At 73.2% G+C, this 25,642-nt stretch carries 20 protein-coding genes; 12 read left to right on the top strand and 8 right to left on the bottom strand.

The features are described from left to right. Nucleotides 1–50: 50 nt before the first annotated feature. The 10 genes from OIM89_RS04405 to OIM89_RS04360 all read left to right on the top strand — a co-directional run bounded on the left by OIM89_RS04405 (nucleotide 51) and on the right by OIM89_RS04360 (nucleotide 13,249). Nucleotides 51–974, top strand: coding sequence for a carbohydrate ABC transporter permease (locus OIM89_RS04405; RefSeq protein ID WP_030699211.1), 924 nt, complete (start codon nucleotides 51–53; stop codon nucleotides 972–974). Nucleotide 975: 1 nt separating this feature from the next. Continuing rightward, nucleotides 976–1,917 carry a carbohydrate ABC transporter permease gene (locus tag OIM89_RS04400; protein ID WP_030699210.1) on the top strand — a complete coding sequence of 314 codons (942 nt, stop codon included), beginning with the start codon at nucleotides 976–978 and terminating at the stop codon, nucleotides 1,915–1,917. A gap of 233 nt (nucleotides 1,918–2,150) precedes the next feature. After that, entirely contained in the window at nucleotides 2,151–3,350 is a 1,200-nt protein-coding gene (locus OIM89_RS04395) for an ROK family transcriptional regulator (protein ID WP_010641289.1), read from the top strand. A 120-nt stretch (nucleotides 3,351–3,470) separates the two neighbouring features. Next, on the top strand, nucleotides 3,471–4,556 hold the full coding sequence (locus OIM89_RS04390; RefSeq protein ID WP_030699209.1) for a substrate-binding domain-containing protein: 1,086 nt from the start codon (nucleotides 3,471–3,473) through the stop codon (nucleotides 4,554–4,556). Nucleotides 4,557–4,862: 306 nt separating this feature from the next. After that, entirely contained in the window at nucleotides 4,863–5,642 is a 780-nt protein-coding gene (locus OIM89_RS04385) for an ATP-binding cassette domain-containing protein (protein ID WP_008406829.1), read from the top strand. After that, nucleotides 5,639–7,006 (top strand): sugar ABC transporter permease, encoded by a 1,368-nt coding sequence (locus OIM89_RS04380; protein ID WP_030699208.1) that lies wholly within the window; start codon nucleotides 5,639–5,641, stop codon nucleotides 7,004–7,006. The genes OIM89_RS04385 and OIM89_RS04380 overlap by 4 nt, the downstream gene beginning before the upstream one ends. Before the next feature lie 327 nt (nucleotides 7,007–7,333). Continuing rightward, nucleotides 7,334–9,259 carry a 1-deoxy-D-xylulose-5-phosphate synthase gene (dxs, locus tag OIM89_RS04375; protein ID WP_030699207.1) on the top strand — a complete coding sequence of 642 codons (1,926 nt, stop codon included), beginning with the start codon at nucleotides 7,334–7,336 and terminating at the stop codon, nucleotides 9,257–9,259. A 118-nt stretch (nucleotides 9,260–9,377) separates the two neighbouring features. Next, nucleotides 9,378–10,895: an amino acid permease gene (locus tag OIM89_RS04370; RefSeq protein ID WP_175457683.1), complete on the top strand. Its 1,518-nt coding sequence runs from the start codon at nucleotides 9,378–9,380 to the stop codon at nucleotides 10,893–10,895. 118 nt (nucleotides 10,896–11,013) lie between these two features. Further along, nucleotides 11,014–12,582, top strand: coding sequence for a glycosyltransferase family 39 protein (locus OIM89_RS04365; RefSeq protein ID WP_151167762.1), 1,569 nt, complete (start codon nucleotides 11,014–11,016; stop codon nucleotides 12,580–12,582). A gap of 49 nt (nucleotides 12,583–12,631) precedes the next feature. Next, entirely contained in the window at nucleotides 12,632–13,249 is a 618-nt protein-coding gene (locus OIM89_RS04360) for a TOPRIM nucleotidyl transferase/hydrolase domain-containing protein (RefSeq protein ID WP_151167760.1), read from the top strand. Nucleotides 13,250–13,289: 40 nt separating this feature from the next. On the opposite strand, the gene OIM89_RS04355 is transcribed toward OIM89_RS04360, so the two are convergent. The 6 genes from OIM89_RS04355 to OIM89_RS04330 form a co-directional block, all read right to left on the bottom strand. Continuing rightward, nucleotides 13,290–13,691 carry an NYN domain-containing protein gene (locus OIM89_RS04355; RefSeq protein WP_175457691.1) on the bottom strand — a complete coding sequence of 134 codons (402 nt, stop codon included), beginning with the start codon at nucleotides 13,689–13,691 and terminating at the stop codon, nucleotides 13,290–13,292. 124 nt (nucleotides 13,692–13,815) lie between these two features. Further along, a complete protein-coding gene (locus OIM89_RS04350) occupies nucleotides 13,816–15,948 on the bottom strand; it encodes a 3-hydroxyacyl-CoA dehydrogenase NAD-binding domain-containing protein (RefSeq protein ID WP_030699558.1) in 2,133 nt (710 codons plus the stop codon). Continuing rightward, on the bottom strand, nucleotides 15,945–17,165 hold the full coding sequence (locus OIM89_RS04345; RefSeq protein ID WP_047141811.1) for a thiolase family protein: 1,221 nt from the start codon (nucleotides 17,163–17,165) through the stop codon (nucleotides 15,945–15,947). The genes OIM89_RS04350 and OIM89_RS04345 overlap by 4 nt, the downstream gene beginning before the upstream one ends. A gap of 183 nt (nucleotides 17,166–17,348) precedes the next feature. Further along, nucleotides 17,349–18,647: a ribonuclease D gene (locus tag OIM89_RS04340; protein WP_030699556.1), complete on the bottom strand. Its 1,299-nt coding sequence runs from the start codon at nucleotides 18,645–18,647 to the stop codon at nucleotides 17,349–17,351. A gap of 76 nt (nucleotides 18,648–18,723) precedes the next feature. Beyond that, nucleotides 18,724–19,386 carry a response regulator transcription factor gene (locus OIM89_RS04335; protein WP_003951582.1) on the bottom strand — a complete coding sequence of 221 codons (663 nt, stop codon included), beginning with the start codon at nucleotides 19,384–19,386 and terminating at the stop codon, nucleotides 18,724–18,726. Between the two features lie 231 nt (nucleotides 19,387–19,617). Further along, complete coding sequence (locus tag OIM89_RS04330; RefSeq protein ID WP_030699555.1) at nucleotides 19,618–20,289, bottom strand: DUF3000 domain-containing protein; 672 nt, start codon at nucleotides 20,287–20,289, stop codon at nucleotides 19,618–19,620. Between the two features lie 146 nt (nucleotides 20,290–20,435). On the opposite strand from OIM89_RS04330, the gene hemE reads away from it, so the two are divergent. Next, a complete protein-coding gene (hemE, locus tag OIM89_RS04325) occupies nucleotides 20,436–21,500 on the top strand; it encodes a uroporphyrinogen decarboxylase (protein ID WP_003951584.1) in 1,065 nt (354 codons plus the stop codon). A gap of 52 nt (nucleotides 21,501–21,552) precedes the next feature. Here hemE and OIM89_RS04320 read toward each other — a convergent pair whose 3' ends face one another. Both OIM89_RS04320 and OIM89_RS04315 read right to left on the bottom strand, forming a co-directional pair. Beyond that, nucleotides 21,553–22,932, bottom strand: a complete 1,380-nt coding sequence (locus OIM89_RS04320) for an FAD-dependent oxidoreductase (protein ID WP_226964635.1) — start codon at nucleotides 22,930–22,932, stop codon at nucleotides 21,553–21,555. 71 nt (nucleotides 22,933–23,003) lie between these two features. After that, on the bottom strand, nucleotides 23,004–24,008 hold the full coding sequence (locus OIM89_RS04315; protein ID WP_151167756.1) for a DUF4349 domain-containing protein: 1,005 nt from the start codon (nucleotides 24,006–24,008) through the stop codon (nucleotides 23,004–23,006). A gap of 160 nt (nucleotides 24,009–24,168) precedes the next feature. On the opposite strand from OIM89_RS04315, the gene hemG reads away from it, so the two are divergent. Beyond that, the gene (gene hemG, locus OIM89_RS04310) at nucleotides 24,169–25,641 is read left to right on the top strand and encodes a protoporphyrinogen oxidase (protein ID WP_151167754.1); all 1,473 of its coding nucleotides are present in this window, start codon (nucleotides 24,169–24,171) and stop codon (nucleotides 25,639–25,641) included. Nucleotide 25,642: the final 1 nt, after the last annotated feature.

Below are 25,642 nucleotides of genomic sequence, written 5' to 3'. Positions count from 1 at the left end.
CGACCGCGGCAGCGCGGCGGCACCCGCCGGGGATTCGGGGTCGACACCACATGCAGCACGGCAAATACCGCTTCATCGCGGGCTTTCTGATCGTCCCTCTGACGATCTACGCACTCTTCGTCATCTGGCCGTTCGTCCAGTCCATCTTCTACTCGTTCACGGACTGGACCGGGCTCAGCCCGGAGTTCTCACTGGTCGGGTTCGACAACTACGCGCGGATGTTCGGCGACGGCACCTTCTGGAAGGCGCTCCAGCACAGCGTGACCTTCGTGCTGCTGCTGCCCGTGGTGACGCTCGGGCTCGCCCTCTTCTTCGCCTTCATGATCAATGTCGGCGGGCGGCGCCGGAAGGGCGCGGCCATCGCGGGCGTCCGCGGCTCGTCCTTCTACAAGATCGTCTACTTCTTCCCGCAGGTGCTGTCGATCGCCATCGTCGCCCTGCTCTTCCGCTTCGCCTACAACCCCAACAGCGGCGCCCTCAACTCGGCGCTCGGCATCCTGGGGCTGGACGGACTCCAGAGCAACTGGCTCGGTGACCCGAACCTCGCCCTCTGGTGCGTCATGGCGGTCATCGTCTGGTCCACCACCGGCTTCTTCGTGGTCCTCTTCTCCGCCGGGATGGCCTCCATCCCCAAGGACTACTACGAGGCCGCGCTGCTCGACGGGGCCGGGCGCTTCACCACCTTCTTCCGCATCACCCTGCCGCTGCTCTGGGACACCGTGCAGTCCGGCTGGATCTACATGGGCATCCTCGCCCTCGGCGCGGAGTCCTTCGCCATCGTCCACATCATGACCGTCGGCCCGGGCGGGCCGGCCGATTCCACCACCGTCCTGCCGCTGCTCGTCTACCAGAAGGCGTTCGTGGGCGGCCAGGCGGCCTACGCGACCACCATCGGCGTCGCCCTGCTGATCGTCACCCTGGCCTTCGCGGCCCTGGTGTCGCGGGTCGGCCGGCGCGAACGGCTGGAGTTCTGAGATGAAGACCACCGATTCCGACCTCGTGCGGAAGAGCGACGGGCCGGGCGGCCCCGGTCTCCCGGCCCAGCGCACGGCGCCCGGCACCCCGCCCCCGTCCTCCGACGGGCCGTCCAAGACCGGCGGCACGCTCAACGTCTTCTCCCACGGTGTGCTGGTCATCTGGGCGTTCCTGGTGGCGATGCCGCTGCTGTGGGCCGTCATGACCTCGTTCAAGGACGACAAGTCGATCTTCGACTCGCCCTGGTCGCTGCCGGACCGGCTGCACTTCGAGAACTGGTCGCGCGCCTGGACCCAGGCGCACATGAGCGAGTACTTCCTCACCACCATCGTCGTGGTGGCGGGCTCGCTGATCGGCACCCTGCTGCTCGGCTCGATGGCCGCCTACGTGCTGGCGCGGTTCGACTTCCCCGGCAACCGGTTCCTCTACTTCCTGTTCATCGGCGGTCTGAGCTTCCCGGTGATCCTGGCGCTGGTCCCGCTCTTCTTCGTGATGAACAACCTGGGGCTGCTCAACACCACGCACGGCCTGATCCTGGTGTACATCGCCTACTCGCTGCCGTTCACGGTGTTCTTCCTGACCGCCTTCTTCCGCACCCTGCCGACCTCGGTGGCGGAGGCGGCGCTCATCGACGGGGCCTCGCACAGCCGGACCTTCTTCCAGGTCATGCTGCCGATGGCCAAGCCCGGCCTGATCAGTGTCGGCATCTTCAACTTCCTCGGCCAGTGGAACCAGTACCTGCTGCCGACCGTGCTCAACACCGACCCCGACCGCAAGGTCCTCTCCCAGGGCCTGGTCCAGCTCGCCGTCAGCCAGGGGTACAAGGGCGACTGGTCCGGCCTCTTCGCCGGGCTGGTGATGGCGATGCTGCCGGTGCTCGGCGCGTACATCATCTTCCAGCGGCAGGTGGTCGCCGGGCTCACCGCCGGGGCGCTGAAGTAACGGCGCGCCACCTCCTGCGGCCTCGCGGGCCCGCCTCCGGGAACTCCCGGAGGCGGGCCCGCGCCCGTGCGCCAGTCCCTTCTCCCCGTCCGTGTCGAGCCCTTGACGGATTCCGCGCCGCAAGCTGTGCTTGAGTTTCAGAACTTGTACACAGTGCGGACCGCTCCGCCGGGGCTGGTCGGCCGGCGGGTGGCCGCGGGGCCGCCCGGCACCGGGCAGGAGTGGATAGGCCGATGGAGACACCGGGGTCGCAGTCGTCGCTGCACAGGGCCAATCTGGAGCGGGTGGTGCGGGCCGTACGGCTCTCCGGGTCGCTGACCCAGGCGGAGATCGCCCGGACCACCGGCCTCTCCGCGGCCACCGTCTCCAACATCGTCCGGGAGCTGAAGGAGAGCGGCACCGTCGAGGTGACCCCCACCTCGGCCGGCGGCCGGCGCGCCCGCAGCGTCTCGCTGAGCGGGGACGCCGGCATCGTCATCGGCGTCGACTTCGGCCACACCCACCTGCGCGTCGCCGTCGGCAACCTCGCCCACCAGATCCTCGCCGAGGAGGCCGAGCCGCTCGACGTGGACGCCTCCGCCGAGCAGGGCTTCGACCGCGCCGAACTGCTGGTCGGCCGCCTCCTCGACGCCACCGGCGTGGACCGCGCCAAAGTCGCCGGGGTCGGCCTCGGCGTGCCGGGCCCCATCGACGTCGCCTCCGGCATGCTCGGCTCCACCTCGATACTGCCGGGCTGGTCCGGCACCCAGCCCGCCCTCGCCCTCGGCGAGCGGATCGGCGTGCCCGTCGCCGTCGACAACGACGCCAATCTCGGCGCCCTCGGCGAGCTGGTCTGGGGGAGCGGGCGCGGCGTGCGCGACCTGGCGTACATCAAGGTGGCCGGGGGAGTGGGCGCCGGGCTCGTCATCGACGGGCAGATCTACCGCGGCCCCGGCGGCACGGCCGGCGAGATCGGCCACATCACCCTCGACGAGTCCGGCCCGGTCTGCCGCTGCGGCAACCGCGGCTGCCTGGAGACCTTCACCGCCGCCCGGTACGTGCTGCCGCTGCTGGAGCCGACCCACGGTACCGGGCTGACCATGGAGAAGGTCGTCGCCCTGGCGAAGGAGGGCGACCCGGGGTGCCGCCGGGTCGTCGCCGACGTCGGCCGGTACATCGGCAGCGGCGTGGCGAGCCTGTGCAACCTGCTCAACCCGAGCCGGGTGGTGCTCGGCGGCGACCTGGCCGAGGCCGGCGAACTGGTGCTGGGCCCCATCCGCACCTCGGTGGGCCGCTACGCCATCCCGAGCGCCGCCCGCCAGCTGGAACTGGTGCCGGGCTCGCTGGGCGGCAGGGCCGAGGTGCTGGGCGCGCTCGCCCTGGCGCTGCGCGAGATGGGCGATTCGACCCTTCTGGACGGGGCGGCTCCGCAGCCCACTCCTGCCTTCATTTAGATAACGCATGGCACCGTTGTCATCTCGTTAAGGATTTACTCCTTGACGCCGCTGTGCGGGCCGAGTTGACTTCCAGCCACCTCGGTCGCATCGGCGCGGCCATGTCAGGGAGGTTGGAAGATGAACACCCAGCTGCGCAGGGCCGCGACCGCCGCCACCGCTCTCACCATGGCGGTGTCCCTCGCCGCGTGCGGTGAGGCAGGAAGCGGCAAGGAAGACAAGGCCGACAACAAGACCATCGGCCTGCTCCTGCCCGAGAGCCGCACCACCCGCTACGAGGCCTTCGACTACCCGCTGATCAAGGCGAAGGTCCAGGAACTCTGCGACGACTGCAAGATCAACTACAAGAACGCCGCCGAGAACGTCTCGACGCAGAAGCAGCAGTTCGACGACCTGGTCTCGTCCGGCGTCAAGGTGATCATCCTGGACGCCGTCGACTCCGGCGCCACCAAGTCCTGGGTCGACGGCGCCGAGAAGAAGGGCGTGAAGGTCGTCGCGTACGACCGCCTCGCCGAGGGCAACGTCGCCGCCTACGTCTCGTTCGACAACGAGAAGATCGGCAAGCTCCAGGGCGAGGGCATCGTCCAGGCGCTGGGCGACAAGGCCGCCGACGCCCGCGTCGTGATGATCAACGGCAAGGAGTCGGACCCCAACGCCGCCATGTTCAAGAAGGGCGCCCACTCCGTCCTGGACAAGCAGGTCAAGGAGATCGTCTACGAGCAGACCGGTGAGTGGAGCGCCGAGATCGCGGGCCAGAAGATGGGCGCCGCCATCACCTCGCTCGGCAAGGACGGCTTCGACGCGGTCTACTCCGCCAACGACGGCATGGCCGGCGGCATCATCGCCGCCCTGGACTCCGCCAAGGTCAAGGACATCCCGGTGGGTGGCCAGGACGCCGAACTCGCGGGCATCCAGCGCATCCTGAAGGGCACCCAGAGCTTCACCATCTACAAGCCGTACAAGCCGGAGGCCGAGCCCACCGCCGAGATAGCCGTCCGGCTGCTCCAGGGCAAGTCCATCGACGACATCGCCACCACCAAGATCGACAGCCCCTCGACCAAGGGCGTCCCCGCGGCCCTGGTCGACGCCTTCGTGGTGACCGAGGACAACATCAAGGACACGGTCATCAAGGACGAGCTCTACAAGGTGAGCGAGATCTGCAAGGGCGAGTTCGAGAAGGCCTGCGCGGACGCCGGCATCGAGTAGCAGCCCTCCGCCCCGGAACGCCGGGGCGACGGCCCACCCTCCTCGGGCCGCCGCCCCGGTCCGAAGACCCGTACGGCGCCCCGCCGCTCCCATGTCCAGGCCCCGCAGCCCGGAGCACGGGGCGCCGTACGCACCACCCCGCCGGACGGCCCGGCCGCCCGGCCGCCCGGCGCTCTCCCCGAGTCGCCCGGGCCCTTGATCCGACCTGCCCGCCGGGCCCCGAGCCCGGCCCACCCCCCGCCCGTCCCCGCCCTGCCCGCGCCCCGGCGCGCCGAGGGGCCCGGGGCGGCGAAGGAGATGGTTCTCATGTCCGCTGCGCCCGTGCTGGCGCTGCGCGGAATCTCCAAGCGCTTCGGTGCCGTTCAGGCGCTCACCGAGGTCGACCTGGAAGTCCGCGCGGGCTCCGTCCTCGCCCTCGTCGGCGACAACGGCGCCGGCAAGTCCACCCTCGTCAAGACGATCGCCGGGGTCCACCCCATCGACGACGGCACCCTGGAGTGGGAGGGCCGCCCCGTCACCGTGGCCCGCCCCCAGGACGCCCAGCACCTCGGTGTCGCCACCGTCTACCAGGACCTCGCGCTCTGCGACAACCTCGACGTCGTCGCCAACCTCTTCCTCGGCCGCGAGGCGACCCGTGGCAAGGTCCTGGACGAGGTCGCGATGGAGAAGCGCGCCCAGGAGCTCCTGGACTCCCTCTCCATCCGCATCCCCAGCGTCCGCATCCCGATCGCCTCGCTCTCCGGCGGCCAGCGCCAGGTGGTGGCCATCGCCCGCGCGCTGGTCGGCGACCCGAAGCTGGTCATCCTCGACGAGCCGACCGCCGCCCTCGGCGTGGAGCAGACCGCGCAGGTCCTCGACCTGGTCGAGCGGCTGCGCGAGCGCGGCCTCGCCGTCATCCTCATCAGCCACAACATGGCCGACGTCCTCGCCGTCGCCGACCAGGTGGCCGTCCTGCGGCTCGGCCGCAACAACGGCGTCTTCGACGTGGCCGACACCAGCCACGAGGAGATCATCTCCGCGATCACCGGCGCCACCGAGAACGCGGTGACCCGGCGCAAGGCCCGCACCACGGAGGCAGCACAGTGAGCGACACCCAGCCGGGCAAGCAGCCCGGGCAGAGCCCCGAGGCCGCGGCCCAGGCCCCCGCCGAGGCCGAGGGCACCACGAAGACCACCGTGCCCGCCCCCGCCGAGCCGGTCGACGCGGGCGCGCCCGCCGCCGACGCGCTGACCCCGGTCGACCCGCGGCTGCTCGTCCGCGAGCAGGGCTTCGCCGGATACCTCACCGACTTCAAGCGGCGGATCAAGGGCGGCGAACTGGGCTCGATCCCGGTCCTCGTCGGCCTCGTCGTCATCTGGGCGATCTTCGAGACCACCACCGGCCGGTTCCTCGACCCGTCCAACCTCACCAACATCGCGCAGTACATCGTCGGCCCCGGCCTCATCGCCACCGGCATCGTCTTCGTCCTGCTGCTCGGCGAGATCGACCTCTCGGTCGGCTCGGTGGCGGGGCTGACGGCCGCGCTGACCTCGGTCCTCGCGGTCAAGCAGGACCTGAACGAAGGGCTCGCGGTCCTCCTGGGCCTGCTGGCGGCCGGCGCGATCGGCGCCCTGCACGGCTTCTTCTTCGCCCGGATCGGCGTCCCGGCCTTCGTGGTCACCCTCGCCGGATTCCTCGGCTGGAGCGGCCTCCAGCTCTACGTCATGGGCAACACGCTCAGCATCAACAACATCTCCGGCGGCGTCGTCCAGGGGCTGAACAACACCTACTTCAGCGACATCGCCGCCGCCTACGGCCTCGCCCTGGTCGCGGTCGCCGCCCACCTCGGCAGCCAGCTCCTGGACCGCAAGCGGCGCCGCGCGGTCGACCTGCCGCACCGCCCGCTCAGCGAGGTGCTGCTGCGCTCCGGCGTGGTCGCGGTCCTCGCCTTCGCCACCGCCTGGATGCTCAACCAGGAGAGCGGCCTGCCGCTCGGCCTGACCGTCTTCGTCGGCGTCGTCGTGCTGGCCGCCTTCGTCCTGAAGCGGACCAGCTACGGCCGCCAGGTCTTCGCGGTCGGCGGCGGCGTCGAGGCGGCCCGACGGGCCGGCATCAACGTCGTCTGGGTCCGGATCTCCGTCTTCACCATCTCCGGGTTCCTCGGCGGCCTCGGCGGCCTCTTCATCGCCTCCCAGGCCGGCGTCGCCGACTCCAACCTCGGCGGCGGCGACACCCTGATGCTCGCCATCGCGGCGGCCGTGATCGGCGGCACCAGCCTCTTCGGCGGCCGGGGCACCCCCTGGTCGGCGCTGATCGGCATCCTGGTCATCCAGTCGATCATGACCGGCCTCTACATGTCCGGCAGCTCCAGCGACGCCGTCCAGTCCATGATCACCGGTGTGGTCCTGCTGGCCGCCGTCGTCATCGACTCGGTCTCCCGCCGCACCCAGAAGACCGCGGGCCGCGCCTGACCAGGTCCTGACCCGCTGCCGCCGCCGGACCGGGGCCACCCCCAGAGGCCCCGTCCCGGCCGCCGCGCACCGCACCGCCGACGCGCCCGGCCCCTCCCGGGGAGGCCGGGCGCCGTCGCGCGCCCCCCAGCCGGCTCAGGGGCGCCCGCAGAGGCCCGCACACCCGTCCGGCCCCCCGGGCATACCCGTCCGCCCCCGGACAGGACTAGCATCGCGGCGAGTCGCGTGACGCAGATCCCGGCCGCCCGGTGCGGGGCGCGGGGAGCGGAACATTAGACTCGACAGACCCGGCAAAGCTCGAAAACGCTCTACTGCAAGGAGGCACGGGTGCCGCTGCTGACCCGCATCACGGGACCGCGCGATCTGGACCGTCTCAGCCCGGAGCAGCTTGACGAGCTGGCCGCAGAGATCCGGACCTTCCTCGTCGACGCCGTCTCCAAGACCGGCGGCCACCTCGGCCCGAACCTCGGCGTCGTGGAGCTGACGATCGCCCTGCACCGGGTGTTCGACTCGCCGAAGGACAAGGTCCTCTTCGACACCGGCCACCAGGCCTACGTCCACAAGCTGCTCACCGGCCGGCAGGACTTCACCGGCCTGCGCACCAAGGGCGGCCTCTCCGGCTACCCCTCGCGCGCCGAGTCCGAGCACGACGTCATCGAGAACAGCCACGCCTCCACGGTGCTCGGCTGGGCCGACGGCTTCGCCAAGGCCAACGAGGTCCGCGGCAAGGACGACCACGTCGTCGCCGTCATCGGCGACGGCGCCCTCACCGGCGGCATGGCCTGGGAGGCGCTCAACAACATCGCCGCCGCCAAGGACCGCCCGCTGGTCATCGTCGTCAACGACAACGAGCGCTCCTACGCGCCCACCATCGGCGGCCTCGCCAACCACCTGGCGACCCTGCGCACCACAGACGGCTACGAGCGCTTCCTCGCCCGCGGCAAGGACTTCCTGGAGCGCACCCCGGTCGTCGGCCGCCCGCTCTACGAGACGCTGCACGGCGCCAAGAAGGGCCTCAAGGACTTCATCGCCCCGCAGGGCATGTTCGAGGACCTCGGCCTGAAGTACGTCGGCCCGATCGACGGCCACGACATCGAGGCGCTGGAGTCGGCGCTGGCCCGCGCCAAGCGGTTCGGCGGCCCGGTCATCGTGCACTGCCTCACCGAGAAGGGCCGCGGCTACCAGCCGGCCGTCCAGGACGAGGCCGACCGCTTCCACGCGGTGGGCGTCATCCACCCCGACACCGGCCTGCCCGTCTCCGCCTCCGGCGCCGACTGGACCTCGGTCTTCGGCGAGGAGATGGTCCGGCTCGGCAAGGAGCGCGAGGACATCGTGGCGATCACCGCCGCCATGCTCCAGCCCGTCGGCCTCCAGAAGTTCGCCGACGCCTTCCCCGAGCGGGTCTACGACGTCGGCATCGCCGAGCAGCACGGCGCGGTCTCCGCGGCGGGCCTGGCCAGCGGCGGCGTCCACCCCGTCTTCGCCGTCTACGCGACCTTCCTCAACCGCGCCTTCGACCAGCTCCTGATGGACGTGGCCCTGCACCGCTGCGGCGTCACCTTCGTCCTGGACCGGGCCGGGGTCACCGGCACCGACGGCGCCTCGCACAACGGCATGTGGGACATGTCCATCCTCCAGGTCGTCCCGGGCCTCAGGATCGCCGCCCCGCGCGACGCCGACCAGCTCCGCGCCCAGCTGCGCGAGGCCGTCGCCGTCGAGGACGCCCCGACCGTCGTCCGCTACTCCAAGGGCGCCGTCGGCCCCGCCGTCCCCGCCCTCGGCACCGTCGGCGGCATGGACGTACTGCGCGAGCCGGGCACCTCCCGCCCCGACGTGCTGCTGGTCTCGGTCGGCGCGCTCGCCCCGATGTGCCTGGAGATCGCCGGTCTCCTCGACAAGCAGGGCATCTCCACCACCGTGGTCGACCCGCGCTGGGTCAAGCCGGTCGACGAGGCGCTCGCCCCGCTGGCCGAGCAGCACCGGGTGGTCGTCACCGTCGAGGACAACAGCCGCGTCGGCGGCGTCGGCTCGGCCGTCGCCCAGGCGCTGCGCGACGCCGGTGTGGACGTACCGCTCCGCGACTTCGGCATCCCGCCGCGCTTCCTCGACCACGCCACCCGCAAGGAGGTGCTGGCCGAGATCGGCCTGACCGCCCCGGACATCGCCCGGCAGGTCACCGGCCTCGTCGCCAAGCTCGACGGACGGTACGAGCACGGCACCCCGGCCCAGGCCGTCGAGCCGGCCCGCGACTGACCCCTCTGCCCCCGGGCAGGCCACGGGCCGGGCCCACCACCCCGCACGGGTGGTGGGCCCGGCCCATTCGCGTGAAGCGGGCCGCGTCGGGGCATGCGCCGCGCACCGCCCTCCGATCATGGCGGGGACCACCAGCGCGGGAGGTACACCCTTGAGCAGCCTCTTCAGGACGAAGAGTGTCGAGCAGTCGATCCGGGACACCGAGGAACCGGAGACGGCTCTCAAGAAGTCGCTGTCCGCCCTCGACCTCACCGTCTTCGGCGTCGGCGTCATCATCGGTACCGGCATCTTCGTCCTCACCGGCAAGATCGCCAAGGAGACCGCGGGCCCCAGCGTCGCCATCGCCTTCGTGGTGGCCGGCCTGGTCTGCGCCCTCGCGGCCCTCTGTTACGCCGAGTTCGCCTCCACGGTGCCGGTGGCCGGCTCGGCCTACACCTTCTCCTACGCCTCGCTGGGCGAGTTCCCCGCCTGGATCATCGGCTGGGACCTCATCCTGGAGCTGGCGCTCGGCTGCGCCGTGGTCGCCGTCGGCTGGTCGGGGTACATGCGCTCGCTGCTGGACACCGCCGGGCTCCACCTGCCGCAGTGGCTCTCCGGCACCCACAACGGCGACTTCGGCTTCGACCTGCTCGCCGCCCTGCTGGTGGTGGCGCTCACCCTGGTCCTGGTGGCCGGGATGAAGCTCTCCTCCCGGGTCACCGGGATCGTCGTCGCCGTGAAGGTGACCGTCGTCCTGATCGTCGTCATCGTCGGCGCCTTCTTCATCACCGGCTCCCACTACGACCCGTTCGTGCCGCCCAGCCAGGAGGTCGAGGGCGGCGGCGGCATCCACGCCCCTCTCATCCAGCTCATGACCGGCTTCACCCCGGCCAACTTCGGTGTGATGGGCATCTTCACCGCGGCCGCCGTGGTCTTCTTCGCCTTCATCGGCTTCGACATCGTCGCCACCGCCGCCGAGGAGACCCACAACCCGCAGCGGGACGTGCCGCGCGGCATCCTCGGCTCGCTCTTCATCTGCACCCTGCTGTACGTCGCCGTCTCCATCGTCGTCACCGGCATGCAGAAGTACACCGAGCTGTCCACGGACGCGCCACTCGCCGACGCGTTCAAGTCGGTCGGCCACCCCTTCTGGGCCGGCCTGATCAGCTTCGGCGCCGCCGTCGGCCTCACCTCGGTCTCGATGATCCTGCTGCTCGGCCAGACCCGGGTCTTCTTCGCCATGAGCCGCGACGGCCTGCTGCCCCGCGCCTTCTCCCGGGTCCATCCGCGCTTCGGCACGCCCTACCGCTCCACCCTGCTCCTGGGCGGCGTGGTCGCGCTGCTCGCCGGGTTCACCTCCATCGACGAACTCGCCGAACTGGTCAACATCGGCACCCTCTTCGCCTTCGTCGTGGTCGCCCTCGGCGTGATCCTGCTCCGCCGCAGCCGCCCCGACCTGCCGCGCGCCTTCCGCACCCCGCTGGTCCCGCTGGTCCCGATCGTCTCGGTGCTGGCCTCCTTCTGGCTGATGCTCAACCTGCCCGCCGAGACCTGGCTGCGGTTCGCCGTCTGGATGCTCCTCGGCGTCCTCGTCTACTTCGTCTACGGCCGCACCCACAGCCGCCTCGGCCGCGGCACCCAGGCCGGCGAGAACTGACAGCCTTCCCCCTTCCCCCCTGGCCCCGTATGTCCTGCCACATCCGGACATACGGGGCCACTAGGGTGCCGCCACGGGGGCGGACGCTCCCCGCGACCACCCGGGCCCGAAGGCAGGCATGCGCGACCAGCACCCCCCGGCGGCCGACGCCCCGGCCGCCCCCACGCTCACCCCCGAACGCCCGGCCCGCACCGGACCGCCCGCCGCCCCGCCGGCCCTGCTGCCCCCACCGCGCACCGCCCCCTCCCCGGCGCCCCACCGGCCCGCTCCGGCCGCCCCAGCGCCCCGCGCCCGCCCCCTCGCCCCCTGGCTGCGCCTCCTCCCCGGCCTCGCCCTCGTCGCCTGCGCCACCCGGTTGCCCTCCTTCCGGCTGCCGCTCTGGAACCCGGACGAAGGCTTTCTCGCGACCCAGGCCCGGCTGCTCGCCCACGGCGGCACGCTCTACCTCGACGTCGTCGACCGCAAACCCCCGCTCATGCCCTGGCTCTACGAAGGGGCGTTCACTCTTTGGGGCGACACCTCGCTCACCCCGGTCCGCCTCGCCGCCGTCCTCGCCCAGCTCGTCACCGCCCTGCTGATCGCCTCCCTGGCCCGCCGCCGCTGGGGGAGCGCGGCCGGGCGCACCGCGGGCCTGCTGCACCTGCTGCTCTCCGTCGGCCTCAACCCGGAGGACACCCAGGCCGCCGCCTTCGCCGTCTTCCTGCTCCCGGCCACCGTCGCCGCCCTCTGGTGCGCCGACCGCCGCCACTGGGGCACGGCGGGCGCCGCCGTCGCCGCCGCCTTCCTCGTCAAGCAGACCGGCGCCGTCGTCCTGCTGCCCGTCCTGCTCCTCTGGTGGCGCGCGGGCGGCGGCGGCCGCGACCTGGCCCGCCTCGCCCTCGGCGGAGCCCTGCCGGTCCTGGCCACCGCCCTCGCCACCGACCCGGCCGGCTTCCTCTTCTGGACCGTGACCGGCTCCGGCGCGTACGCCTCGTTCTCCGGCTCCGTCCCGCACGTGCTGGCCCGCGCCCTGGTCAACGCCGCCCTGCTGGCCGCCGCCTCGGCCGCCCTGCTGCTGCCGCTGGCCCGGGCCGGCCGTGCCCCCGCCGAACTGCGGCTCTGGCTCGGCGCCTCCGCCCTCGCCGTCGTCACCGGGCTGCACTTCTTCGGCCACTACTACCTGCAACTGGTGCCGCCGCTGGCCCTGCTGGCCGCCCGCGCCCTGCACCGCCGCCCCGCCGCCACACGGACCCGCGCGCTGCGCGCCACCGCGGGACTCGCCGCCCTCTTCGTCCTGTGGGGCCTGCTGGCGCCCCGCCCCGACACGGACCACGCCGTGCGGCTGGCCCACGCGGTACGCGCTCGCACCGCCCCCGGTGAACGGGTCCTGGTGTGGAGCATGCACCCCGAGACGTACTGGCTCGCCGGGCGCCCGCCCGCCAGCCGCTACCTGACGGCCGGTCTGCTCACCAACCACAGCGGCGGCCGCTCCGGTGCCCGCACCGGCGAGCCGTACGCCGTCCCGGGCGCCTGGCACGTCTTCCGCGCGGAGACCGCCGCCGACCCGCCGCACCTGCTCGTCGACGACTCACGCGGCGGCCACTGGGCCCCGCGCCACCTGCCCACCCTGCGCACCCTGCTCGCCGAGCGCTACCGCCCGGCGGGCACCGTCGACGGGGCCCGGCTGTACGTCCTGCGGGACCGCTGACGGCGTAAATCCCGTGCCGCGCCCGCGGGCACCGGGCAGACTTCCCGGCATGGCGGAGACGAGCGCGTTCCGGAAAGCCGTCGGCGGCTGGGCGAACGGCGGTCCGGGTGAGCGGGCACGGGAACTGGCAGGACGGCACGGCGTGCGCACGGCGGTGCTGCTGGAGGGGCTGAGCGACCTCGCGGCCGTCGAGGCGCTGGCCGCACGGCAGGGCCGCGACCTGGCCGCCGAGGGCGTCTGCGTGGTGCAGATGGCCGGGGCGACGAACGTCGGCCGGTACGCGGTCACCCTCGGCCCTCCCGGCCTCGGCCTGCGCCTGGCGGGCCTCTGCGACATCCGCGAACGCCCCTTCTACGACCGGGGGTTCGCCCGCGCCGGCGCCCCGGCCGACGCGGTCTTCGCCTGCTCCGCCGACCTGGAGGACGAACTGATCCGCGCGCTGGGCACCGCCCGCGTCGAGGAGATCGTCCGCGCCGAGGGCGACCTCCGCGCCTGGCAGACCTTCCTCCGCCAGCCCGCCCAGCTCGGCCGCCCCCGCCCGCAGCAACTCCGCCGCTTCCTCGGCACGAAGAAGGGCCGCAAGATCCGTTACGGCCACCTCCTGGTCGAGGCCCTCGGCCCCGGCCAGGTCCCGGCACCCCTGGCGGACCTCTTCGCGAGCCTGTAGCCCCCGCCCTCCGGGCCGAGCCGTCATGCGGCGGGGCCGCTCACCCCGTCCCGCGCACCGCCCTCGGCCCCACCGACCGCGCCCCGTGCGCCGCGACCCGCTCGCGCAGCTCGCGGTCGGCGGTCACCACCACGCACTCCTGGCCCGGGGCGGCCGAGGCGGCCACCGCCACGATGTGGTCGTCCCCGCTGCCCGGCGCCGACTCCACCCGCACCCCCGGCACCGGCTCCACCCCGCGCGCCGCCCCCTCCACCACCAGCACCACCTCGACCGGCCCGGCCACCTCGGCCATCCCCTCCTCGGCCACCCGCACCAGCCGGTCCCGCAACCGCTCGGCCGCACCCCGCCGGTCCCGCCACCACCCGTCGGGCACCGACCCGACGACATTGGCCCCGTCGACGACGAGGAGGGGGCGGGGGGCCTGGGCGGGGTGGGTGTCCATGTCCATGGCCCCATCCTCCCTCCCCGGCCCACCACACACCGAAGGGGCCGTGCCCGGGAATCCCTCCCCGGCCACGGCCCCTTCCGCTCACCCCGTCACCGGGGCGCGCGGCGCTGCCCGTGCCTTACGCGGGCACGCTCGCCACGCCCGGCGCCAGGAACGGCTTGCCGTTGACGCGCTCGGCGACGCCGGCCCGGTCCAGGTACGGTGTGATGCCGCCCAGGTGGAAGGGCCAGCCGGCGCCGGTGATCAGGCACAGGTCGATGTCCTGCGCCTCGGCGACGACACCCTCGTCCAGCATGAGGCCGATCTCCTCGGCGACCGCGCCGGTGACCCGCTCCAGGACCTGCTCCTCGGTGAGGACGGTGTCGCCCTGCTTCAGCAGCGCGGCGACCTCGGGGTCCAGCTCGGGCTTGCCCGAGTCGTAGACGTAGAAGCCGCGCTTGCCGGCCTCGACGACCGCCTTGAGGTTCGGCGAGACGGTGAAGCGGTCCGGGAAGGCGCCGTGCAGCGTCTCGGAGACGTGCAGCCCGATCGCGGGGCCCACCAGCTCCAGCAGGACCAGCGGGGACATCGGCAGGCCGAGGGGCTCGACGGCCTTCTCGGCGGTGGCCACCGGGGTGCCCTCGTCGATGATGTTCTGAATCTCGCCCATGAAGCGGGTGAGGATGCGGTTGACCACGAACGCCGGGGCGTCCTTGACCAGCACCGCGGTCTTCTTCAGCTTCTTCGCCACGCCGAAGGCGGTGGCGAGCGAGGCGTCGTCGGTCTGCTCGCCGCGGACGATCTCCAGCAGCGGCAGCACGGCGACCGGGTTGAAGAAGTGGAAGCCGACGACCCGCTCGGGGTGCTTCAGCTTCGACGCCATCTCGCTCACCGAGAGCGAGGAGGTGTTGGTCGCGAGGATCGCGTGGGCCGGGGCGACCGCCTCGACCTCGGCGAAGACCTGCTGCTTGACGCCCATCTCCTCGAAGACGGCCTCGATGACGAAGTCGGCGTCCGCGAAGCCCTCGGCCTTGTCGAGCACACCGGAGACCAGGCCCTTGAGGCGGTTGGCCTTGTCCTGGTTGATGCGGCCCTTGCCGAGCAGCTTGTCGATCTCGGCGTGGACGTAGCCCACGCCCTTGTCGATCCGCGCCTGGTCGATGTCGGTGAGGACCACCGGCACCTCCAGACGGCGCAGGAAGAGGAGCGCCAGCTGCGAGGCCATCAGGCCCGCGCCGACCACGCCGACCTTGGAGACCGGGCGGGCCAGGCTCTTGTCGGGGGCACCGGCGGGACGCTTGGCGCGCTTGTTCACCAGGTTGAAGGCGTACAGGCCCGAGCGCAGCTCACCGCTCATGATGAGGTCGGCGAGCGCGGTGTCCTCGGCGTCGTAACCGGCCTGGAGGTCACCGTCCTTGGCGGCGGCGATGATGTCCAGCGCGCGGTAGGCGGCCGGGGCCGCGCCGTGCACCTTGGAGTCGGCGATCGCGCGTCCGCGGGCCACGGCCTCGTCCCAGGCGGCACCCCGGTCGACCTCGGGGCGGGAGACCTCGGTGTCGCCGTTGAGGACGGAGGCCGTCCAGGCCAGCGACTGCTCCAGGAAGTCGGCGCCCTCGAACAGGGCGTCGGCGATGCCCAGTTCGAGGACCTGCTTGGCCTTGAGCTGACGGTTCTGGTTGAGCGAGTTCTCGATGATGACCGAGACCGCACGGTCGGCGCCGATCAGGTTCGGCAGCAGCGTGCAGCCGCCCCAGCCGGGCACCAGGCCGAGGAAGACCTCGGGCAGCGAGAAGGCCGGGACAGCCTTGGAGACGGTGCGGTACGAGCAGTGCAGACCGACCTCGACGCCGCCGCCCATGGCCGCGCCGTTGTAGTACGCGAAGGTCGGCACGGCCAGCGCGGAGAGACGCTTGAAGACGTCGTGGCCGCCCTTGCCGATGGCGACGGCGTCCGCGTGCTGCTTCAGCAGCTCGACGCCCTTGAGGTCGGCGCCGACGGCGAAGATGAAGGGCTTGCCGGTGACACCGACACCCACGATGGAGCCCTCGGCGGCCTCCTTCTCGACCTGGTCGATCGCCTTGTCGAGGTTGGCGAGCGACTGCGGGCCGAAGGTGGTCGGCTTGGTGTGGTCCAGCCCGTTGTCGAGCGTGATGAGCGCGAAGCGCCCGGCGCCGGCCGGCAGGTCCAGGTGGCGTACGTGCGCCTGGGTGACGACCTCGTCCGGGAACAGCTCGGCCGCGCCCTTCAGGAGTTCGGCGGTAGAGGTGCTCACTTGTTGCCTCCGGTGAAGTGCGGGTTCTCCCAGATGACCGTGGCGCCCATGCCGAAGCCGACGCACATGGTGGTCAGGCCGTAGCGGACCTCCGGCTGCTCCTCGAACTGCCGGGCCAGCTGCGTCATCAGGCGGACGCCCGAGGAGGCCAGCGGGTGGCCGTACGCGATGGCGCCGCCGTACTGGTTGACGCGGGCGTCGTCGTCGGCGATGCCGTAGTGCTCCAGGAAGGCGAGCACCTGCACGGCGAACGCCTCGTTGATCTCGAAGAGACCGATGTCGTCGATGGTCAGACCGGCCTGCTTCAGCGCCTTCTCGGTGGCCGGGATCGGGCCGTAGCCCATGACCTCCGGCTCGACACCCGCGAAGGAGTACGAGACGAGACGCATCTTGACCGGCAGGCCCAGCTCGTTCGCCACGTCCTCGGCGGCGAGCAGCGAGGCGGTGGCACCGTCGTTGAGACCGGCGGCGTTGCCCGCGGTGACCCGGCCGTGGGTACGGAACGGGGTCTTCAGCCCGGCCAGCGACTCCAGGGTGGTACCCGGGCGCATCGGCTCGTCGGCGGTGGCCAGGCCCCAGCCGGTCTCGCCGGCCTCGGCGTTGGTACGGCGGACCGACACCGGCACCAGGTCCTGCTGGATCTTGCCGTTGGCGTACGCCTTGGCGGCCTTCTCCTGCGAGCGGACGGCGTACTCGTCGGCGCGCTGCTTGGTGATGGTGGGGTAGCGGTCGTGGAGGTTCTCCGCGGTCATGCCCATGAACAGGGCCGACTCGTCGACGAGCTTCTCGGAGACGAACCGCGGGTTGGGGTCGACGCCCTCACCCATCGGGTGGCGGCCCATGTGCTCGACACCGCCGGCCACGACCACGTCGTAGGCACCGAAGGCGATGGAGCCGGCCGTCGTGGTGACGGCCGTCATGGCACCGGCGCACATCCGGTCGATGGAGTAGCCCGGTACCGACTGCGGCAGCCCGGCGAGGATGCCCGCCGTGCGGCCCAGCGTGAGGCCCTGGTCGCCGATCTGCGTGGTGGCGGCGATGGCCACCTCGTCGATCTTCTTGGGGTCCAGGTCCGGGTTGCGGCGCAGCAGCTCCCGGATCGCCTTCACGATCAGATCGTCGGCACGGGTCTCGTGGTAGATGCCCTTGGGGCCCGCCTTGCCGAACGGGGTGCGGACGCCGTCGACGAAGACGACGTCCCGGATGGTACGAGGCACGATGGCTCTCCTCCAGGGTGCGGGGTGGCACTGCTGCGCGGCGCGCCGGAACGCGCCTGCGATACCGCCATGCTACTTGCGGGTAACCAAGCTGCCCAGTCCCCCCGGCCACAGCGGCGAAGCTCACACGCGAACGGCCCCCCGGCGCGGGACGCCAAGGGGCCGTACGACGGTCACGCGGGGCTACGCCGCGGGCGCGTCCAGCGCCTCGACCAGCAGGGGGGTCACCTGCTCGATCTGCCAGGGCCGCGCCCCGTACCCGGCGAGCGCGGCCGAGACCGCCTCGGGCCCGTGGTCCGCCGGGGGCTCCCAGCACAGCCGCCGCACCGTGTCGGGGGTGATCAGGTTCTCCTGCGGCAGCCGCAGCTCCTCGGCGCGCGCCGAGATGTCCGCGCGGGCCTTCGACAGCCGGGCGGCGGCGGCCGGGTCCCGGTCGGCCCAGGCGCGCGGCGGCGGCGGGCCCGACGGGGCGGCGCCGGGCTGCGGCAGCTCCGCCTCGGTCAGTGCCCGCGCCCGGTCCACGGCGCTCTGCCACTGGTCGAGCTGGCGCCGGCCGGCCCGCCCGCTGAAGCCGCGCAGCCGCCCGAGCGCCTGCACGTCCACCGGCAGCGCGAGCGCGGCCTCCACGATCGCGGCGTCGGGGAGCACCTTGCCCGGCGAGATGTCGCGCCGCTGGGCGATCTTGTCCCGGGCGTTCCACAGCTCCCGCACCACCGCGAGCTGCCGGCGGCGGCGCACCTTGTGCATGCCGGAGGTCCGCCGCCAGGGGTCCTTGCGGGGCGGCGCCGGGGGAGCGGAGGCGATGGCGTCGAACTCCTGGTGCGCCCAGTCGAGCTTGCCCTGCCCGGCCAGCTCCTCCTCCAGCGCGTCGCGCAGGTCGGCGAGGAGCTCCACGTCGAGCGCGGCGTACCGCAGCCACGGCTCGGGCAGCGGGCGGGTCGACCAGTCGACGGCGGAGTGGCCCTTCTCCAGCGAGTAGCCGAGGACGTTCTCCACCATCGCGCCGAGTCCCACCCGGGCGAAGCCGGCGAGCCGCCCGGCCAGCTCGGTGTCGAAGAGGCGCTGCGGGACCATGCCTATGTCGCGCAGGCACGGCAGGTCCTGGGTGGCGGCGTGCAGCAGCCACTCGGTGTCCTCGACGACCTGCCCGAGGCCGGAGAGGTCGGGGCAGGCCACCGGGTCGATCAAGGCCGTACCGGCGCCCTCACGGCGCAGCTGCACGAGGTACGCGCGCTGCCCGTAGCGGTAGCCCGAGGCCCGCTCGGCGTCGACCGCCAGCGGACCGCTGCCGGCCGCGTACCGCGCCACCGTCTCCGCGAGGGCCTCCTCGGAGGCGACCACCTCGGGCACCCCCTCGCGCGGGGCCAGCAGCGGGACCGGAGCCGGGAGGGCGGCCGGTGGGCCGTCCGCGTCGGACGGGCTCGGCGGCTGGGACGGGGCGAGCGGCGAAGGGTCGGCTGCGGTCTCTTGGGCGTCGGTCACCGGTCAAGGGTATCGGTGTACACGCCACGTCCGCCGACGGAACGTTCCCTCGGCGGACGGGTGCGCACGGCGCGGGTCAGTGGATGATGCCGGTACGCAGGGCCACCGCGACCATCCCGGCGCGGTCCCCGGTGCCCAGCTTGCGGGCGATCCGGGCGAGGTGGCTCTTGACGGTGAGCGCGGACAGGCCCATCGAGACGCCGATGGCCTTGTTGGACTGGCCCTCCGCCACCAGCCGCAGCACCTCGACCTCACGGCCGGAGAGTTCGCGGTAGCCGCCCGGGTGGCTCGGGGCACCCGGGGGGCGGCGGTGCATACGGGCGGCGGCGGAGCCGATCGGGGCGGCGCCGGGCCGGGTGGGGAGCCCGATGTTGGTACGCGTACCGGTGACGACGTACCCCTTTACGCCCCCGGCGAGGGCGTTGCGCACCGCGCCGATGTCGTCGGCGGCGGAGAGGGCGAGGCCGTTGGGCCAGCCCGCCGCGCGGGTTTCGGAGAGCAGGGTCAGTCCCGAACCGTCGGGAAGGTGGACGTCGGCGACGCAGATGTCGCGCGGGTTGCCGACGCGGGGGCGGGCCTCCGCAATGGACGATGCCTCGATGACATCGCGAACGCCGAGCGCCCACAGGTGGCGGGTGACCGTGGAACGGACACGCTGGTCGGCGACGACGACCATGGCCGTCGGCTTGTTCGGGCGGTAGGCGACCAGGCTTGCGGGCTGCTCGAGAAGAACGGACACCAGGCCTCCTGAAGGGGATGGCGGGACGGGGCCGGCTCGGGGAAGAAGCCGGGGCGATCCGTGCTGACTAGGTCAATAGGGTCTTCGGCAGCATTGGACGCGTCCTTTAGGGAATGATCACGATTTGGTGACCCGCGAGCGCCCGTAGGCGAACATCCGTACGGCCTTCCGACGGACGACCCTGGACGCCCGGCCACGCGTACGAGTCCTCTTCGGCCCCGCCCGCGCCCCTCATTCCTGCGGCCGCGGCCCCCGGCGCTGGGGGAGCGAGACCACCGAGGCGTCCGTGGCCGTCACCGGCGGCAGCCCGGCGATGCGGGCCAGCAGGTCGGACCAGGCCGTGAGGTGGCCGGCGGTGTCCGGGGCGCCGCCCGGGCCCTCCTGGGGCGTCCAGGAGGCGCGGATCTCGATCTGGGAGGCCGGGCGACGGGCGGAGAGGCCGCCGAAGTGGTGCGAGGAGGCGCGGGTCACCGTGCCGCTCGCCTCCCCGTGCACCAGACCGCGGGCCTGGAAGGCGCCGGTCAGCCAGGACCAGCAGACCTCCGGCAGCAGCGGGTCGGCCGCCATCTCCGGCTCCAGCTCCGCCCGCACCAGCGTGACCAGACGGAACGCGCCCTTCCAGGCGTCGTGCCCCGCCGGGTCGTGGAGCAGCACGAGACGGCCGTCGGAGAGATCCTCGCCGTCCTGGACCACCGCGGCCTCCAGGGCGTACGCGAACGGCGCCAGCCGCCGGGGCGCGGGCGTCGCCTCGACCTCGATCTCCGGCCGGAGCCTGGCCTCCTCCAGGGCCCGTACCGCCGCGCGGAAACCCGGTGGCGCGTCGTCCGCGCCGGGTCCGCGCCCGCCCTCCGTGCCGTCCGTACCGCCAGTGCCGTCCGATAGGTGTCCCTGAGCCGCAGCCATGCCGGGAAGGTTAAGGGGAACGGGGCCCGTGCGCAGGGAGGACACCCGGCCGGGTGGTCTCGCGCGCCGTGGTGTCCGCAACGCGCGCGCCGTGGTGTCCACAACCTGTCGGTAAGCGCGTTCCGGGCTCGTGCGAGACTTCAAGGGTGAGCGCCAACGACCGCCCGACGGGCCAGCCGACCGCACCCCACGACTCCGCCTTCCTCAAGGCGTGCCGGCGTGAGCCGGTGCCGCACACTCCGGTGTGGTTCATGCGCCAGGCGGGCCGCTCACTGCCCGAGTACCGCAAGGTCCGCGAGGGCATCGCGATGCTCGACTCCTGCATGCGCCCCGAGCTGGTCACCGAGATCACGATGCAGCCCGTCCGCCGCCACGGCGTCGACGCCGCCATCTACTTCAGCGACATCGTGGTCCCGCTCAAGGCCATCGGCATCGACCTCGACATCAAGCCGGGCGTCGGACCCGTCGTCGAGCAGCCCATCCGCACCCGCGCCGACCTGGCCCGGCTGCGCGACCTGACCCCCGAGGACGTCTGGTACGTCACCGAGGCCATCGGGCTGCTCACCGCCGAACTCGGCGCCACCCCGCTCATCGGCTTCGCCGGCGCCCCGTTCACCCTCGCGAGCTACCTCGTCGAGGGCGGCCCCAGCCGCAACCACGAGCACACCAAGGCGCTCATGTACGGCGACCCGGAGCTCTGGGCCGACCTGCTCGACCGCCTCGCCGACATCACCGCCGGCTTCCTCAAGGTGCAGATCGAGGCCGGCGCCTCCGCCGTCCAGCTCTTCGACTCCTGGGTCGGCGCGCTGGCCCCCGCCGACTACCGCCGCTCCGTCATGCCCGCCTCCCGCAAGGTCTTCGAGGCCGTCGCCGGGTACGGCGTGCCGCGCATCCACTTCGGCGTCGGCACCGGCGAACTCCTCGGCCTGATGGGCGAGGCCGGGGCCGACGTGGTCGGCGCCGACTGGCGGATTCCGCTGGACGAGGCGTCCCGCCGGATCGGACCGGGCAAGGCCGTCCAGGGCAACCTCGACCCGGCCGTCCTCTTCGCGCCCACCGAGGCCGTCCGCGCCAAGACCGGCGAGGTGCTCCAGGCCGCCGAAGGGCTGGAGGGCCACATCTTCAACCTCGGCCACGGCGTCCTGCCCGACACCGACCCCGACGCCCTGACCCGCCTGGTCGAGGACGTCCACACCCGCACCGCGCGCTGAGCCGCGCCCAGGTGCCGGCCGCCCCGCTGCGGGACCGGCCGGCACCTGAGACTCAGCCCGCGCCGTGGGCCCGTACCGCCTGGGTCGCCTTGCGGGCCGCGACCAGGACCGGGTCCCACACCGGGGAGAACGGCGGGGCGTAACCGAGGTCGAGGGCGGTCATCTGCTCGACCGTCATGCCGGCCGTCAGCGCCACCGCCGCCACGTCCACCCGCTTGCCCGCGCCCTCGCGGCCCACGATCTGGGTGCCCAGCAGCCGCCCGGTGCGCCGCTCGGCCAGCATCTTCACCGTCATCGAGGCGGCCCCGGGGAAGTACCCGGCGCGGCTGGTCGCCTCCACGGTCGCCGTGACGAGCTGGAAGCCCGCCTCGCGCGCCTCCGCCTCCAGGAGTCCGGTCCGGGCGATCTCCAGGTCGCAGACCTTGCTGACGGCCGTGCCGACGATGCCGGGGAAGGTCGCGTAACCGCCGCCCACGTTGGTGCCGATGACCTGGCCCTGCTTGTTGGCGTGGGTGCCGAGCGGGATGTGCCGCTGGCGGCCGGCGACCAGGTCCAGCACCTCCACGCAGTCGCCGCCGGCCCAGATGGCGCTCTGGCCGCGCACCCGCATCGCCTGGTCGGTGAGGATGCCGCCGAAGTCGCCCACCGGCAGCCCGGCCGCCTCGGCCAGCTCCGCCTCCGGGCGGACGCCGATCCCCAGCACCACCACGTCCGCCGGGTACTCGGCCTCCGAGGTGACCACGGCGCGGGCCCGGCCCTGCCCGTCGGTACGGATCTCGGTCACCTCGGCCTCGTTGACCAGCTCGATGCCGAGGCCGGTGACCGCCTCGTGCACCAGCTTCCCCATGTCGGGGTCGAGGGTGGTCATCGGTTCCGGGGCCCGGTTGAGCAGCGTCACCTCGTAGTCGCGCCGCAGCAGCGCCTCCGCCATCTCCACGCCGATGTACCCGGCGCCGACCACCACCGCGTGCCGCCCCTTCGTCCCCCGCAGGGTGTCGAGCAGGGCCTGCCCGTCGTCGAGGGTCTGCACGCCGTGCACGCCGGGCGCGTCGATGCCGGGCAGCGGCGGCCGGACCGGGCGGGCCCCGGTGGCGATGACCAGCTTGTCGAAGCCGGTCCACACCTCCTGCCCGTCGGGGAGCCGCCGCGACCTGACCCGGCCGCCCGCCACGTCGATCTCGGTGACCTCGGTCCGCATCCGCAGATCGATGTGGCGGGCCCGGTGCTCCTCCGGCGTCCGCGCCACCAGCTGCTCCGGGTCGTCGACATCGCCCGCCACCCAGTACGGGATGCCGCACGCCGAGTACGAGGCGTGGTGCCCGCGTTCGAAGGCGACGATCTCCAGCGCGTCCGGGTCCTTGAGCCTGCGTGCCTGTGACGCGGCGGACATCCCGGCCGCGTCCCCACCGATGACCACCAGTCGCTCTCTCATGCCGCCACGCTACGCGGGCGGCCGCCGTCCCGGCCGGGGCCGCCGGCCGGGACGGCGCGCCAGGGGGTGTCTCAGTCCCGCTCCTCGCGGGCCGCCGGCACGGCCGGCTCCGCAGCGGAGCCCTTGGTCTCCTCCTCGCCGTCCGCCCCGCCGATCGCGGGCGTGGCCGCGTCCGGACGCCGCAGGCGGCGCGTGAACCGCCAGGCCAGCAGGGCCAGCCCGAGGGCGAGGACGAAGGGCAGCGCCGCCCCTACCACCACGGTCAGCCAGCGCAGCGTCGCCACGAACGCCGACCAGCCGCCGGAGAGCGCGTCGGTGAAGGTCGGGCCGTCGTCCTCCTTCGACTCCGTCTTCGCCGACCGCTCGGTCAGCTGGAGGGTGACCGTCGCCATCGAGGTGCGGTCCTTCAGCGAGGACTGCTGGGCCAGCAGCGCCTCCAGTTCCATCTGGCGGCTGCTCAGCTCGCCCTCCAGCGAGACGATGTCGCTCAGCTTCTCCGCCCGGTCCATCAGTTCCCGGACCCGCGCCACACTGGCCCGCTGCGACTTCAGGCGGCTCTCGACGTCCACCACCTCCTCGGTGACGTCCTCCGCGCTGGTCCGCCGGGACACCACCTCGCCCCCCTCACCGAGCGAGTCCAGCACCGCGTCGTACCGCTCCTGCGGGACGCGGACCACCACGGTCGACCGCTCGTGGCCCTGGGAGTCGCGCCGGGTCGACTCGTTGCCGACGTAGCCTCCCGCCCCCTCGACCACCGACCGGGCCGAGGCCAGCGCGGAGGGCACGTCCTTCACCCGCAGGTGGAGTTCGGCCGTACGGATCAGGTGGACGCCCTTCAGCTCAGGGCGCGCCTTCCCGTCCGCGGCCTCGTCCGCCGGCTCCCGCTTCGCGTTGTCGGCCTGACCGCCGCCCGCGCCGTCGGCCGCCGACGGCGCGGCCGCGCGGTCCCCCGCCGACGACGCCCCGGAGTCCGACCCGGCCGAACACCCCGCGAGACCCAGTACCGCCGCCGCCAGCACCACCGCCGCCTGCCGCCCCACGATCCGGCCGCCGCTCGTTCCCCGCATCCGGCTCATCCGCCGCCCCCTTGTGTCTTTCGGGCGCCCCGACCGGGGCGCCTGTGCCGCTACGACGGAGCAGCGCACCGGTGGGTTTCGCCTCCCGGGTCGCGAACGGATAACGGAACCGCGCCGCCCCGGCGGCCGCCCGCCCCGTCCGGTTTGAGACAGTGGCTCCATGCGTGCGGACACAGAGGGAAACCCGGCGGGAGCGGGTGGCGCGAGCCCCCGTGTGGTGGTCGTCGGAGGCGGCGTCGCGGGGCTCACGGCCGCGCTGCGCCTGCTCGACTCCGGGGCCGGCGTCACCCTCCTGGAAGCCTCCGAGCGGCTCGGCGGCAAGCTCCGCACCGGCGAGATCGGCGGCGTCCGCGTCGACCTGGGCGCCGAGTCGATGCTGGCCCGCCGCCCCGAGGCGGTCGGCCTCGCCCGTGAGGCGGGACTGGCGGACGCCCTCCAGCCCCCCGCCACCGCCAGCGCCTCCCTGTGGACCCGCGACGCCCTGCGCCCCATGCCCAAGGGCCACGTCATGGGCGTCCCCGCCGACCCGGCCAGCCTCGCCGGGGTCCTCTCCGAGGAAGGCGTCGCGCGCATCGCCGAGGACCGCACCCTGCCCCGCACCGAGGTCGGCGAGGACATCGCCGTCGGCGAGTACGTCGCCGCCCGGGTCGGCCGCGAGGTCGTCGACCGGCTCGTCGAACCCCTCCTCGGCGGCGTCTACGCGGGCAACGCCTACCGCATCTCGCTGCGCGCCGCCGTCCCCCAGCTCTTCGCCGCCGCCCGCGACCACACCGCCCTGACCGAGGGGGTCCGCGCGATCCAGGCCCGCACCGCCGCCGACCCGCGCACCGACCCGGTCTTCATGGGCATCGACGGCGGGGTCGGCCGCCTCCCGCTCGCCGTCGCCGACACCGTCCGCGCCCGCGGCGGCCGCATCCGCACCGGTACGCCCGTCACCGGCCTCGCCCGCACCCCGGGCGGCTGGCGGCTGACCACCGGCACCCCCGACGTGCCCGAGGTCCTGGAGGCCGACGCCGTCGTCCTCGCCGTCCCCGCGCCCCAGGCCGCCCGGCTGCTCGCCGCCGAACTCCCGGCCGCCTCCGCCGACCTCGCCGAGATCGAGTACGCCTCGATGGCCCTGATGACCTTCGCCTTCCGTGCGGACGAGGCCGAGCTGCCGCAGGGCAGCGGCTTCCTCGTCCCGCCGGTCGAGGGACGCGCCGTCAAGGCCGCCACCTTCGCGGGACGCAAGTGGCGGTGGATCGCCGAGCAGGAGCCGGGGCTGCACGTCGTGCGCACCTCGGTCGGCCGCCACCGCGAGGAGGGGATCCTCGGCCGCGACGACGCCGAACTCCTCGCCCTCGCCCGCCGCGACCTCAAGGCCGCCACCGGTGTCGACGCCGAGCCGGTCGACGCCCACGTCACCCGCTGGGACCAGGGCCTGCCCCAGTACCCGGTCGGCCACCTCGCCCGCGTCGCCCGCGTCCGCGACCAGGTCGCCAAGGCCCCCGGCCTCGCCCTGTGCGGCGCCGCCTACGACGGCGTCGGCATCCCCGCCTGCGTCGCCTCCGCCACCGAAGCGGCGCGCCAGGTCATGGCGGCCCGCCCACAGGGCGACCCGGCGTCGGGCTCGTCCGGGCACGCGGGAGAATGAC

Origin of the sequence: Streptomyces sp. BI87, assembly GCF_025957665.1 — a bacterium.
Lineage (GTDB): Bacteria > Actinomycetota > Actinomycetes > Streptomycetales > Streptomycetaceae > Streptomyces > Streptomyces albidoflavus.
Note: the sequence above shows the minus strand (reverse complement) of the source record. Positions and strands in the feature narration are given on the sequence as shown.

What these genes read in the sequence shown, in the direction of transcription:
- OIM89_RS04390 (WP_030699209.1), top strand. Translation starts at nt 3,471, where the DNA reads ATGAACACCCAGCTGCGCAGGGCCGCGACCGCCGCCACCGCTCTCACC.
- OIM89_RS04405 (WP_030699211.1), top strand. Translation starts at nt 51, where the DNA reads ATGCAGCACGGCAAATACCGCTTCATCGCGGGCTTTCTGATCGTCCCT.
- OIM89_RS04330 (WP_030699555.1), bottom strand. Translation starts at nt 20,289, where the DNA reads ATGGCTGCGGCTCAGGGACACCTATCGGACGGCACTGGCGGTACGGAC.
- OIM89_RS04385 (WP_008406829.1), top strand. Translation starts at nt 4,863, where the DNA reads ATGTCCGCTGCGCCCGTGCTGGCGCTGCGCGGAATCTCCAAGCGCTTC.
- OIM89_RS04400 (WP_030699210.1), top strand. Translation starts at nt 976, where the DNA reads ATGAAGACCACCGATTCCGACCTCGTGCGGAAGAGCGACGGGCCGGGC.
- OIM89_RS04365 (WP_151167762.1), top strand. Translation starts at nt 11,014, where the DNA reads ATGCGCGACCAGCACCCCCCGGCGGCCGACGCCCCGGCCGCCCCCACG.
- OIM89_RS04395 (WP_010641289.1), top strand. Translation starts at nt 2,151, where the DNA reads ATGGAGACACCGGGGTCGCAGTCGTCGCTGCACAGGGCCAATCTGGAG.
- OIM89_RS04320 (WP_226964635.1), bottom strand. Translation starts at nt 22,932, where the DNA reads ATGAGAGAGCGACTGGTGGTCATCGGTGGGGACGCGGCCGGGATGTCC.
- OIM89_RS04355 (WP_175457691.1), bottom strand. Translation starts at nt 13,691, where the DNA reads ATGGACACCCACCCCGCCCAGGCCCCCCGCCCCCTCCTCGTCGTCGAC.
- hemG (WP_151167754.1), top strand. Translation starts at nt 24,169, where the DNA reads ATGCGTGCGGACACAGAGGGAAACCCGGCGGGAGCGGGTGGCGCGAGC.
- OIM89_RS04370 (WP_175457683.1), top strand. Translation starts at nt 9,378, where the DNA reads ATGGCGGGGACCACCAGCGCGGGAGGTACACCCTTGAGCAGCCTCTTC.
- OIM89_RS04315 (WP_151167756.1), bottom strand. Translation starts at nt 24,008, where the DNA reads ATGAGCCGGATGCGGGGAACGAGCGGCGGCCGGATCGTGGGGCGGCAG.
- OIM89_RS04360 (WP_151167760.1), top strand. Translation starts at nt 12,632, where the DNA reads ATGGCGGAGACGAGCGCGTTCCGGAAAGCCGTCGGCGGCTGGGCGAAC.